Raw genomic sequence first — 12994 nt, 5'->3', positions numbered from 1 at the left:
AAAGAGGTGTCTCTTGTGTTCAAGGACTTATTTCATAAAAAGAAATACGCCACCATTCCTTCCGGAGGACAGCGGAGCAAGCCCGAGCTGCCGGAAGGACTCATGACCAAATGCCCGAAGTGCGGGAACATCCAGTTCAGCAAGGAAATGGAGAAATCGCTTAAGGTATGCCCGAGCTGCGGTCATCATCTGCGGCTGACCGCCTGGGAGCGGATCGGCATGATTCTCGACGACGGGAAGCTGAACGAGTACGATGCCGATCTCGTATCGGAGGATCCGCTCGGATTCCCGGACTACGCCAAGAAGGTCGAAGCCCAGAAGGAGAAGTCGGGTCTGAAGGACGCGGTCGTCACCGGAGACGGCACGATCGGCGGGTTCCCCGTCGTCGTGGCGGTCATGAGCTTCGACTTTTTCGCGGGCAGCATGGGTTCGGTCGTCGGCGAGAAAATCACGCGCGCGATCGAACAAGCCCATGTCAAGCGTCTGCCGATCATCATCTTCTCGACATCTAGCGGAGCCCGGATGCAAGAGAGCATTCTGAGCCTGATGCAGATGGCGAAGACGAGCGCGGCGCTGGCCAAATTTCAAGGCGACGGTGGTTTATACATATCCGTTATGACCGATCCTACTACTGGCGGCGTATCCGCGAGTTTCGCGTCGCTTGGCGATTACAATTTGGCCGAGCCCGGCGCGCTCATCGGCTTTGCCGGCCGCGTCGTCATCGAGCAGACGATTCGCCAGAAGCTGCCGGACAACTTCCAGACGGCGGAATTCAACCTGCAGCACGGACAGCTGGATAAGGTCGTTCACCGCAAGGATCTGAAGCCGCTGCTGACGAAGCTGCTTGATATGCATAGCGTAAAGGGGGACACCATCCATGGCCGGTGAACTTCCATTTGAGAAGCCGCTTATCGAGCTGCGCAGCAAGATCGCGGAGCTGAAGAAGGTAAGCGAAGGCTCCGGCATCGATTTCTCGGACGAGATCTCCAGGCTGGAGGATCGCTGCCGTCAGCTTCAGGAAGAATTGTACAGCGAGCTGACGCCGGCTCAGAAGATGCATTTGGCAAGGCATCATCAGCGTCCGACATCGCTGGATTACATTCACGCGGTATTCACCGATTTCATCGAGCTGCACGGCGACCGCCTGTTCGCGGACGATCTGGCGATCGTCGGCGGATTGGCCAAGCTCAATGGCGTGCCCGTGACGGTTATCGGCCATCAGCGGGGCAAGGATACGAAGGATAACATCGCGCGCTTCTTCGGCTCTCCTCACCCGGAAGGCTTCCGCAAGGCGCTGCGTCTCATGCAGCAGGCGACCAAGTTCGGCCGCCCGATCGTCACCTTCATCGATACGAAGGGGGCGTATCCCGGCAACACCGCCGAGGAGCGCGGCCAATCGGAGGCGATCGCGCGCAACCTGCGCGAGATGGCGACCTTCGGCGTGCCGATCATCTGCGTCGTCATCGGCGAAGGCGGCAGTGGCGGCGCTCTGGCGCTGGGCGTGGGCAACCGCGTCCTCATGCTCGAGAACGCGATCTACTCCGCGATCTCCCCGAACGGAGCGGCGGCGATTTTGTGGAAGAACGCGGCCCGTGCGGACGAGGCGGCAGCCGTCATGAAGATCACGGCGCCCGACTTGGTCGAATTCGGCATCGTGGAAGAAATCATCCCGGAACCGCAGGGCGGCGCGCACCGCGATTTGGCGGCGCAATCGGAATCGATCAAGGAAGCCGTATGGCGTCACCTGCAAGAGCTGGCGGGCATGTCTTCGGAGGCGCTGATCGAAGACCGTTACGCGAAGTTCCGCCGCATCGGCCGGTTCTACGAGCCGGCTCCGGCGGTCCGCGCAGCGTCCTCCGAGTCCGCGCAGGCGTCCGAGACGGCCGAGCCTGCTCAAGCGTAGCCAAACAGGGTAATAATAAAAGGCGCACCCGCGCATGCGGGCTGCGCCTTAGCACATGTAGGGCGAGGGTAGCGACTTTACGCGCCTTTTACTTTTGTTGTCGAATCGTGTAAGTTTACTGTATTCACTAAATAAGCCAAGTTAGACGGAGGATGGACATTCCCATGCGCAAAACAAAAATCGTTTGTACGATCGGCCCTTCCAGCGAATCGCTCGAGAACACGAAGAAATTGATCAACGCCGGCATGAACGTGGCACGCCTTAACTTTTCCCACGGCGACTTCGAGGAGCACGGCGGCCGGATCAAGAATATCCGCCAAGCGAGCCAAGAGCTCGGCAAGACGGTCGCGATCTTGCTCGATACCAAAGGCCCCGAGATTCGCCTCGGCAAGCTGGCCGACGAATATGAGCTGATTCAAGGCGAGACGGTAACGCTGACGACGGAAGAGATCATCGGCGACAACAAGCGGCTCCCGGTTACATACGTAAACTTGCCGCAAGACGTGCATGTCGGCTCCTCGATCCTGATCGATGACGGCCTGATTGGCCTGACGGTCGAGGCGATCGAGGGTACGGAGATTCACTGCCGCATCATTAACAGCGGTCCGGTCAAGAGCAAGAAAGGCGTGAACGTGCCGGGCGTGGCGATTTCGCTGCCGGGCATTACCGAGAAGGACGCGAACGACATCGTCTTCGGCATCGAGCAAGGCATCGACTTCATCGCGGCTTCGTTCGTGCGCAAAGCAAGCGACGTGCTGGAGATTCGCGAGCTGCTCGAGAAGCACGGCGCATCGCACATCCAGATCATCTCGAAGATCGAGAATCAGCAAGGCGTGGACAACCTCGACGAGATTCTGGAAGTGTCCGACGGCCTGATGGTCGCGCGGGGCGACCTGGGCGTCGAGATTCCGGCGGAAGAAGTGCCGCTCGTGCAGAAGCAAATGATCCAGAAGTGCAACCGCGCCGGCAAGCCGGTTATCACAGCGACCCAAATGCTCGACTCCATGCAGCGCAACCCGCGTCCGACGCGCGCGGAAGCAAGCGACGTGGCGAACGCAATCTTCGACGGCACGGACGCAATCATGCTCTCCGGCGAGACGGCTGCCGGCAAATATCCGGTCGAATCCGTGCAAACGATGTCCCGCATCGCGGTGCGCGCCGAGTCCGCGCTGGAATATCGCGAGATTTTCACGAAGCTGGCAAGCGCGCAGCAAACGACGGTAACCGAGGCGATCAGCCAAGCGGTCGCGAACGCGGCGCTTGATCTGAGTGCGAAAGCGATCATCACGTCGACCGAGAGCGGCTACACGGCGCGCATGATCTCGAAGTATCGTCCAAAATCCCCGATCATCGCGGTGACGCCGGAGGAGCAAGTCATGCGTCGTCTGGCACTCGTATGGGGCGTTATTCCGGTGAAGGGCACGCCGGCGGATACGACGGACGAAATGTTCGACATCGCCGTTCGCGGCGGCATTGACTCCGGCATCGTGAAGCTGGGCGATACGGTCATCATTACGGCAGGCGTACCGGTGGGCCGTTCGGGTTCGACGAACCTGATCAAGATCCACACCGTGGGCGAGTTGCTGGCGAAAGGCCAAGGCATCGGCACGCAGAGCGCGACGGGCAAAATCGTCACGGCTCGCACGCCAGAAGAAGCGATCGCGAAGACGACCGAAGGCGCGATTCTTGTTACGGGTTCCACGGACCGCGAGTATATGCCGGCGATCGAGAAAGCAGCGGCTGTCATTACGGAGCAAGGCGGCGTCACGAGCCACGCGGCGATCGTCGCGTTGAACCTGGGCATCCCGGTCATTCTCGGCGTGAACAACGCGCTGGAGCTGCTTCATGACGGCGCGGAAGTCACGGTGTACGCGGAAGTGGGCGTCATCTATTCCGGCCAAGCGAAAGTCATGTAACGTTTAATCCGTTACCAAGCGCGATGGCCATCGGCCGAGCGTAAGTTAGACATAGTGGAAGTCAACGAGAGCGATGGCGCATGGGCGCCGTCGCTTTTGTTCAAATACAACAATTTTCCAGTATGAAGCTTTGTCGGGACAACAGCGTGCCAACCTCGAACCGACCCGCCAACCGCGACCAATGTACCAGCACGAAGAGGGAGTCCAGAGGGCGAAGTCTTTTGGTTCCCCTCGGCGGAGGGGGAAGGGGGAGGAACTCAGGCTGGAGAGAGGGGAAGAGAGATGGAGGAGCAAGGGAAAGAGGCGGAGCCATTGATCTGGTATTTGCATCCGCTCCGGGTGCGTTACCAAGAGACCGACCAGATGGGGGTCGTCTTCCACGGCAATTACGCGACCTGGTTCGAGATCGGACGGACGGAGCTGGTTCGGCATTTGGGCATCTCGTATAAGGAAATCGAGGCCGGCGGTCTGCTGTTGCCCGTTGTCGATCTCTCCTGCAAGTTTATGTCGCCGGCCAAATACGACGATACGGTGCTCGTGTGCACCGCGGTCGAGCAATTCTCGCCGGTCCGCCTTTCATTCCGCTCTGAGGTGCGGCGCGTCCCGGAGGAAGCGTGGCAGGCAAGGCGCTTCGAAGGGGCGACCCCGCCGGGCGAACTGCTGGTACAGGGCGGCACCAAGCATGTATGGGTAAACGCGGAATTCCGACCGAGCCGGCTCGACAAGGCGATGCCGGACCACTATGCGGCGCTTCGGCAGGCCGTGCGCGAAGAAGGGAGCCGGTAGCATGCTGAAATGGATCGTTGCGGCGATTATCATCATTCCCGCGATCGAGATGTGGGGCATTATTCAGATGGGGCAATTCATTGGAGGGTGGGCGACGTTCCTGCTCATCTTGCTCACGGGGTTCGCGGGCGCGCAGCTCGCCCGGACGGAGGGGCGCAAGGCGTTAAGCGAAGTGCAGCGCCAGATCCAGAGCGGCCAGCCGCCGGGCTTTGCGATGCTCGACGGCCTGTGCGTGCTCGTTGGCGGGTTAATGCTGCTGACGCCGGGCTTTTTCACGGACATCGTCGGCATCACGCTGCTGTTCCCGCTCACTAGGCCGCTGTATCGGAAGCTCATCTATCGATTAATCGAACGACAGATCGGCCGAGGCACGTTCACGATCCGCAAGTGGTAACGCCGCGCTCAATCAGAGAAGGGGGCTTACTTGGCCCCCCGCAAGATAAACGCATATATATCGCGGAACACATTCGCTTTATGTATAGCGGACAGAATGACGAGTGATACCGGCCCGATAATGAGCCCGAATACGCCGAATAGCTTGAGCCCAACGAACATCGCGATTAGCGTGGGGAGCGGATCGAGCCCGACGCTGCTCGCCAGTACTTTGGGCTCGAGCATTTGGCGGGCGATCAGGATGACCGCGTACAAGATGGATAATCCGATGCCGAGCGAGATGTCGCCATAGATGAACGTGTAGGCGATCCAAGGGATCATCGCGGCGCCTACGCCTAGATAGGGGAGCAGGTCCACAAGGCCGATCAACAGGCCGATCGTAATGGCATAATCGACGTTCAGGATAAGCAGCCCGGCGGTCACGACGCAGGCGGTGATAGAGATCATAATGAATTGCGCGCGCAAATAGCCGAACAGCGCCTTCTGCAGGTCAATCCAAACGACCGAGGTCGACTGGCGGATGGGCTGCGGGAACCAGGATGACATTTTGTTCGTGTGCCGGTACCAATCCTTGCTGATGAAGAAGGCGGCCAGCAGCACGACGACGAGAATGGTGGCGACGTTCGGGAGCGAAGAGATGAGCGCGACGATTCCGTTCAGGATGGAGGTTAGGATGGCGGAGCTTTTGGATGCGACCAGATTGGCCGTATCGGAAATCCGCGAATTGATCGTATCCTGATAGTTCGGATTTTCATTGTAAAAGGTGCTGAGCTTGTCGATCAGATCCTGGATTTCGGGCGCGGCGACGAACTGCTCGAACTGGCGTCTCCACCACTCGATCGTGCTGTTGAGCGACTTGGAGAGGGTGATGATCTCCACGACGATCCGCGTGATCAGCGCCGAGACGACGGTCAGCATCGCGGCGACGAACAGCAGCAGCGTGACGGTGACGCCGAGCCAGCGGGGCACCTTCCACTTGCGCTGCATGCCGGTGACGAGCGGGTTGATGGCATAAGCGAGCAGCCAACCGATTACAAATGGATACACGAGCGGCGTGACGTAGATAAGCAGCAGGATGGTTACGGCAACGGCGAACAGCACGAACAGCGCTCGCCAGAGCCGGCGTGAAGTGGTCCGATCCATGAGCTTCCCTCCGATTGTCGTCATACTCCGATTGTAGCATTACCGGCCAGACACGACCAAAATTGACAAAAAAACGGAACAAACGCCACTTGTTAACGTTCTCTTTACAATTCATTAACATGTCTCGAATAGTTAAGCCTCATACTGGGACAGACCCATGTTTTTACCAGGAAGCAAGACCGATCGAAAATGGAACGTGTCCTTAGGAGGATCATAGGCATGAACAGACCGCTGCCCCCTTATGTGAACCGCGATTTAAGCTGGATGGAATTCAACCGCAGAGTGCTGGAAGAAGCGCAGGATGCCGACAATCCGCTGCTCGAGCGAGCCAAGTTTCTGGCGATCGTCTCCAGCAATCTCGACGAGTTTATGAGCGTTCGGATGGCAGGCATCCAGGATCAGATGAAGGCGGGATACACGAAGAAGGATTTTACCGGCTATACGCCGGCCGGGCTATGGAAGCGACTGATCAAACGGACGGGTCAGATGGTACAAGACCAATACCGGACGTTTCGCGAAGTGATGCGCGGCTTGGCGAAGGAAGGCATCTCGTTCCGCAATATTAACGAACTGAACGCGACGCAGACGAAAGCGATTGACGACTATTTCTACGAAATCGTCTTCCCAGTGCTGACGCCGATGGCAGTCGACCAAAGCCGGCCGTTTCCGCTGCTGCATACGAAAGAGCTGTATTTGGCGGTGCTGCTGAATCAGCAGGACCAGCCGCCGGAAGATGAGCCGTTTTTCGCGATCGTCCAGGTGCCGTCGATCTTGCAGCGGTTCGTCGTCGTCCCGGGGCGAACGGGCAGCAAGAAGTCGGAGTTCGTGCTGCTGGAAGATTTGATCGAACGCCACATCGATACGCTCTTCAACGGCTATGCCCCGATTGCGGTCCACCCGTTCCGGCTGACGCGCAACGCCGACTTGACGCTCAACGAGGAAGGCGCCGAAGATCTGCTGGAAGAGATCGAGAAGGAGCTCCGCCGCAGACGCTGGGGCATGCCGGTCCGGGTGGAGTACGCCAAAGGCATGCATCCGTACGCGCTGCAGCTGCTGAAGGAAGAGCTGGAGCTGTCCGACAATATGTTCGAGATCGACGGTCCGCTCGATCTCAGCTTCCTGATGCGTTTCGCCGGCTCGCTGCCCGGGTACGACACGCTTCGCTTCGAGCGGATGGAGCCGGCGTACCCGAGCGAGTTCGAACACTCCGACGACATGTTCGCCACGCTGCGCCAGCAGGACGTGCTGACCTACCACCCGTACGAATCGTTTGAAGCGGTGAACGATTTCGTGACGGATGCCGCGCACGACCCCGACGTGCTCGCGATCAAAATGACGCTGTACCGCGTCAGCGGCCAATCGGCGCTCGTGCAGGCGCTGGCCAGTGCAGCCGAGGACGGGAAGCAGGTCACCGTCGTCGTAGAGCTGAAGGCGCGCTTCGACGAAGAACGCAACATCGCGTGGGCCAGACAGCTGGAGAAGGCGGGCTGCCACGTCGTCTACGGACTTGTGGGGCTCAAGACGCACGCCAAGATACTGCTTGTCGTCCGGCGCGAGCAGCAGATGCTGCGCCGCTATGTACACGTGGGCACGGGCAACTACAACGACAATACGGCCAAACTATACACCGATTTTGGCCTATTCACTTCCCATCCGGTCATCGGCGCGGACGCTTCCGCGTTGTTCAACGAGATCACGGGCTATTCGTCGCCGTACGAGTGGAAGGCGTTCGGCGTCGCGCCGACGGACTTGAAGGAGAAGCTGTTCGAGCTCATCGACCGCGAGAAAGCGCATGCGGCCGAAGGGCGTCCGGCCCGGATCATCGCCAAAATGAACAGCTTGTCGCATCAGGAGATGATCGACAAGCTGTACGAAGCGTCGCAGGCCGGCGTACGCATCGACCTCATCGTGCGCGGCGTCTGCTGTCTGCGCCCCGGCGTGCCGGGGCAAAGCGAGAACATCCGCGTCATCTCGATCGTCGACCGCTTCCTCGAGCACTCGCGCATCATGGTGTTCCACAACGGCGGCGAGGACGAAGTGTTCCTCTCCAGCGCGGACTGGATGACCCGGAACTTGACCCGCCGCATCGAGCTGCTCTGCCCGGTGTTCGACCCGTCGCTTCGGCGCATGCTGCTGAACGTGATCGAGCTGAACTTGAAGGACAACGTCAAAGCGCGCGAGCTGCTGCCAAGCGGAGCCTACGAGCGGACGCCGCTGACGGGCGAGCCGCTGCGCAGCCAATTCGTCGCCAAGCGGATTCGCGTCTGGAAGCGGTAGACGAACGCTAACGCAGGTGGGGAACCTCCAGATGCGGCGTCAAGCCCCACACCTTCTTGAAGTCGTCGGCCATGCCGTCGACTTCTTTGCGTTCGACGGCAAGCGCTCCTTCCGCGCGGGAGGCCGACAGCAGCAGCGTCGCGCCGTCGACGGCGACGTCGAGGCGGCTGATCGCCTGCGTCTCGCTGCGGTCGAGCGCGACTGCCAGCTGGAGAATCGTGCCGAGCAGCGCGATCAGCTGCACGTCGTGGTCGTCCAGGACCGGCCGGAAGGAGGCGGCGAGCAGCTTTGCCCGGTTCCGGCTCTTGTACGAGGCGACAGCCGCGCAGATGAGCAGCTCGCGGTGCGACAACCCGAAGAGCTGCGAATTAATCATCAGATAGAAGGTATGCTTGGCGTACTCGTAATAGTCGATGCTCGCGCCGATCCGGAACAGCGACGAGGCGGTGTCCAGCCACAGCTCCGCCCGCTCGGGCAGCGGCTGGGCATGGCGAAGCGACTCCAGCAGGTGCATCGCGGTGCGGTTCACTTGCGCGACGTGCTGTCTGGGCATGGCCGGGTGCAGGGCCGCCAGGTTGCTTACGCTGTAGGCCAGCACGTCCGTCTGCCGGGGCTGCTCGGGAAATCGCGTATCGTAGAAGAGCCCGTCCCGAAGGCCCGTCCCGCATACGACATAATGAGAAGATCGCGCCGCTCTGAAGAGCGCTCGCGCAATGGCGATGCCGGGCACGATGATGTCGACCCGGTCCTTGGACAAGCCCGGCAGCTTGCGACGCTTATCCAGCGGCAGCTTGCGCGTCTGTTCGAAGAGGGCATCGACCTCGTCGCCGGGAATCGGGTAGTTGTGATGGCTTTGGAATGTGTATTTGACATGCGCCTGATGGACTTTGCCGAGCGCGCGGATCGTGCCGCCGACGCCGATAAGCGGCAGGCCCGGCGACCAACTGATCCAGCTTTCCCTGCTTACGGCCTCTTCCACATAGGCTTCTAACGCGCGCAGGTCTTCATCCTGCAGCACGCCTTTCGGGGCGAACCTGCGGGTGAGATTGACGCAGCCGAATGGGAATGAGACGGACTGCACAAGCGTCCGGTCGCGAAACAGCGACACCTCCGTGCTGCCGCCCCCGATATCGATGAGGAAGCCGTCGGTGATATCCATGGAATTGATCATGCCGAGGAAGCCATAAGCGGCTTCTTCTTCGCCGGAGAGCAGCTCCACCCGCAAGCCGGCCTCTGCCTCGATGCGCCGCAGCACGTCCTCGCGGTTCGCGGCGTTGCGGATCGCCGCAGTCGCGACGGTGCGGATATAGCCGGTGCGGTGATGCGCGCAGATGAGCCGGAAATGGTTCATCATGTCGACCAGCTCGGAGATGGCGGTCTCCGGGACGTTGCCGCTCTCGTCTATTTGTTCGGACAGCCTGGCTGCCCGTTTGCTGCCGTCGATGACGCGATGCGCGCCGTTCGCCGTCCGTTCGTAGACGACCAGGCGAATGGAGTTCGAGCCGATGTCGATGATGCCGATGCGTTGTTCCGTCATGTGTGCCTCCGGTCGGGAAAGTTTAGGCGTGCGATCTGTTCGATTTTGGCCATGCCAACATTTTACCACTACTCGCAAGCCGCTAAAAGCAGGAGGCGCCATGGCCCGAACGCGCCGTTTGTCGGTTGTTCACAAGGCCGACGCTTTTTGGAAAGGCTTGTGGAAGGCGCGTGTATTTTGTCCAAATCGGAGACAAACTGAGTCAGTATGGTTATATACCCATGACTTTTTGGGTTAATCAAGCATCCGGGCGGGCAACAACAATATTTTTTGATGACAGCGATAAAGCATTTTTATGTCCGATTTTGTTCACTTCCCTGTCAAAATCCGATATGATTGAAGGGACGATTCGGATCAAAATTCCAATTATTGTTCAATTGTTGCCGCAAGGATACCCGAATTAAAGGAGAGAGAAAGATGACAGCAACCAAAGGTCTGGAAGGCATCGTCGCCACGACATCGTCCATCAGCTCCATTGTTGACGGCGTGCTGACGTATCGCGGGATCGACATCGACGATCTGGCAGAAAACGCTTCCTTTGAAGAAGTCGCATATTTACTCTGGTACGGCAAGCTTCCGACGCAGTCCGAGCTGGACGGCCTCGTGAATCAGCTGGGCGAGTATGCGGCGATTCCGTCGCAAGTCATCGAACAGCTCAAGCTGTATCCGAAAGACACCAACACGATGGCGGCGCTCCGCACGGCGATCTCGAGCCTCGCGCTGTACGATGCGTCCGCGCAAGATATGTCGCCTGAGGCGAATTTGAACAAAGCAATCAAGCTGCAGGCGCAGCTGCCGACGATCGTGGCGGCTTTCGCGCGCATCCGCGAAGGCAAGGAGCCCGTCGCTCCGAAGTCCGGCGTATCCGTAGCGCACAACTTCCTCTATATGCTGACCGGACAAGATCCGGACGACATCGCCGTGAAGGCGCTTGACCAAGCGCTCGTGCTGCACGCCGACCACGAGCTCAACGCGTCCACGTTCGCGGCTCGCGTGACGGTCGCGACGCTCTCCGATATCTACTCCGGCGTGACCTCCGCGATCGGCGCACTCAAAGGCCCGCTGCACGGCGGCGCCAACGAAGCGGTCATGGTGATGCTCGAGGAGATCGGCTCGTTCGACAAGGTCGAATCGACGATCAACGAGAAGCTCGCCAACAAAGAGAAGATCATGGGCTTCGGCCACCGCGTCTACAAGAACGGCGACCCGCGCGCGAAGCATCTCCAGAAGATGTCCCGCGAATTGGGCAAGCTGACCGGCAGTATGGAGCTGTACGAGATGTCCGTGAAGATCGAAGAACTCGTCACGGGCCAGAAAGGCCTCAAGCCGAATGTGGACTTCTACTCCGCTTCCGTATATACTACGCTTGGCATCGCGCGCGACCTGTTTACGCCGATCTTCGCGATCAGCCGCGTCTCGGGATGGACGGCTCACATTCTCGAGCAATACGAGAACAACCGTCTGATCCGTCCGCGCGCCGAATACACCGGTCCGGTGAACCAGAAGGTTACGCCGATCGCCGAGCGGAAATAGACAAAGCAGGCACATCCCGATACGGCACCTCGTCCGATGGAGGCTGCCGTATCGGGGCGCGCCCGGCTTTCGCTTACATACCGCTTTACGTGAAGGGTGTCTGCGCATCGGGCGAGGAGCCAGGGCCGCGGACACCCGTCATGCTGTGATTGCCGCTATTCATCTCTACTATATTGAAGGAGGAATTCTACTCATGAAACTCGAGAAATTTGCGCTTCCAACCGAAGGCGAGAAAATCACGATTGACAACGGCGTTCTGCAAGTACCAAGCAATCCGATCATCCCGTTCATCGAAGGCGACGGCACGGGCCGCGACATCTGGAAAGCTTCCAAGCGGGTTCTGGACGCAGCTGTTGAGAAAGCCTACAATGGCGAGAAGAAAATCGCTTGGTACGAAGTGTTCGCCGGCGAGAAAGCATTCAACACGTATGGCGAATGGCTGCCTAACGATACGCTTGAAGCGATCCGCGAATACATCGTCGCGATCAAAGGTCCACTGACGACGCCAATCGGCGGCGGCATCCGTTCCCTGAACGTCGCGCTTCGCCAAGAGCTTGACCTGTATGTGTGCCTCCGTCCTGTTCGCTACTTCGACGGCGTGCCTTCCCCGGTTAAACGCCCTGAGCTCGTGAACATGGTTATCTTCCGCGAGAACACGGAAGACATCTATGCAGGCATCGAGTACCAAGAAGGCTCCGCAGAAGTGAAGAAAGTGATCGAGTTCCTGCAGAACGAGATGGGCGTGAAGAAGATCCGCTTCCCGGAAACGTCCGGTATCGGCATCAAGCCGGTTTCGTCCGAAGGCTCCAAGCGTCTGGCTCGCGCCGCGATCGAATACGCGATCAAGCACGGCCGCAAATCCGTTACGCTTGTGCACAAAGGCAACATCATGAAATTCACCGAAGGCGCGTTCAAGAACTGGGGCTACGAAGTTGCCGAGCAAGAGTTCGCGGAGCAAACCTTCACATGGGGTCAATACGACCGCATTAAAGAAGAGCAAGGCGTAGACGCGGCGAACAAAGCGCAAGCCGAAGCGGAAGCAGCCGGCAAAGTCATCGTGAAAGACGCAATCGCCGACATCGCCCTGCAGCAAGTGCTGACGCGTCCGACGGACTTCGACGTCATCGCGACGCTGAACCTGAACGGCGACTACCTGTCCGACGCCCTGGCTGCTCAAGTTGGCGGCATCGGCATCGCACCAGGCGCGAACATCAACTACCTGACGGGTCATGCGATCTTCGAAGCTACGCACGGTACTGCGCCTAAGTATGCGGACAAAGACGTCGTAAACCCAGGTTCCGTTATCCTCTCCGGCGTTATGCTCCTCGAGCACCTGGGCTGGCAGGAAGCGGCAGACCTGATCTATAAAGGCATGGAAACGTCCATCAACAACAAAACCGTCACGTACGACTTCGCTCGTCTGATGGAAGGCGCAACCGAAGTGAAATGCTCCGAGTTCGCGAACCAAATCATCGCGAACCTGTAATCGCGCGCACATTAGCGCGT

General features: G+C 59.2%; 10 protein-coding genes. 8 read left to right on the top strand and 2 right to left on the bottom strand.

Annotated elements, in window-relative coordinates:
- The first annotated feature begins 15 nt into the window (after positions 1-15).
- The 5 genes from accD (at position 16) to ACFSKT_RS12845 (ending at position 4999) form a co-directional block, all read left to right on the top strand.
- The gene (accD, locus tag ACFSKT_RS12865) at positions 16-888 is read left to right on the top strand and encodes an acetyl-CoA carboxylase, carboxyltransferase subunit beta (protein WP_377721401.1); all 873 of its coding nucleotides are present in this window, start codon (positions 16-18) and stop codon (positions 886-888) included.
- Positions 878-1903 (top strand): acetyl-CoA carboxylase carboxyltransferase subunit alpha, encoded by a 1026-nt coding sequence (locus ACFSKT_RS12860; RefSeq protein ID WP_377721400.1) that lies wholly within the window; start codon positions 878-880, stop codon positions 1901-1903. Before accD ends, ACFSKT_RS12860 begins: the two co-directional genes overlap by 11 nt.
- Before the next feature lie 164 nt (positions 1904-2067).
- Positions 2068-3819, top strand: coding sequence for a pyruvate kinase (pyk, locus tag ACFSKT_RS12855; RefSeq protein ID WP_377721399.1), 1752 nt, complete (start codon positions 2068-2070; stop codon positions 3817-3819).
- Positions 3820-4101: 282 nt separating this feature from the next.
- Positions 4102-4605, top strand: coding sequence for an acyl-CoA thioesterase (locus ACFSKT_RS12850; RefSeq protein ID WP_377721398.1), 504 nt, complete (start codon positions 4102-4104; stop codon positions 4603-4605).
- A 1-nt stretch (position 4606) separates the two neighbouring features.
- On the top strand, positions 4607-4999 hold the full coding sequence (locus ACFSKT_RS12845; RefSeq protein WP_377721397.1) for an FxsA family protein: 393 nt from the start codon (positions 4607-4609) through the stop codon (positions 4997-4999).
- 26 nt (positions 5000-5025) lie between these two features.
- Here ACFSKT_RS12845 and ytvI read toward each other — a convergent pair whose 3' ends face one another.
- Positions 5026-6141: a sporulation integral membrane protein YtvI gene (gene ytvI / locus ACFSKT_RS12840; RefSeq protein ID WP_377721396.1), complete on the bottom strand. Its 1116-nt coding sequence runs from the start codon at positions 6139-6141 to the stop codon at positions 5026-5028.
- A gap of 219 nt (positions 6142-6360) precedes the next feature.
- Here ytvI and ppk1 point away from each other — a divergent pair, with 219 nt between their 5' ends.
- The gene (ppk1, locus tag ACFSKT_RS12835) at positions 6361-8418 is read left to right on the top strand and encodes a polyphosphate kinase 1 (RefSeq protein ID WP_377721395.1); all 2058 of its coding nucleotides are present in this window, start codon (positions 6361-6363) and stop codon (positions 8416-8418) included.
- A 7-nt stretch (positions 8419-8425) separates the two neighbouring features.
- Here the strand turns inward: ppk1 and ACFSKT_RS12830 are convergent, their stop codons facing one another.
- Positions 8426-9955, bottom strand: a complete 1530-nt coding sequence (locus tag ACFSKT_RS12830) for a Ppx/GppA phosphatase family protein (protein WP_377721394.1) — start codon at positions 9953-9955, stop codon at positions 8426-8428.
- A 417-nt stretch (positions 9956-10372) separates the two neighbouring features.
- Between ACFSKT_RS12830 and citZ the strand changes: the two genes are divergently transcribed.
- Positions 10373-11488, top strand: a complete 1116-nt coding sequence (gene citZ / locus ACFSKT_RS12825; RefSeq protein WP_377721393.1) for a citrate synthase — start codon at positions 10373-10375, stop codon at positions 11486-11488.
- A 193-nt stretch (positions 11489-11681) separates the two neighbouring features.
- Positions 11682-12974 carry an NADP-dependent isocitrate dehydrogenase gene (gene icd / locus ACFSKT_RS12820; protein WP_377721392.1) on the top strand — a complete coding sequence of 431 codons (1293 nt, stop codon included), beginning with the start codon at positions 11682-11684 and terminating at the stop codon, positions 12972-12974.
- Positions 12975-12994: the final 20 nt, after the last annotated feature.

The sequence above is a fragment of the Paenibacillus xanthanilyticus genome (assembly GCF_042682185.1).
Classification (GTDB): Bacteria; Bacillota; Bacilli; order Paenibacillales; family Paenibacillaceae; genus Paenibacillus_Z; species Paenibacillus_Z xanthanilyticus.
The sequence above is the reverse complement of the archived record's forward strand: the minus strand, read 5'-3'. Positions and strand labels throughout refer to the sequence as shown.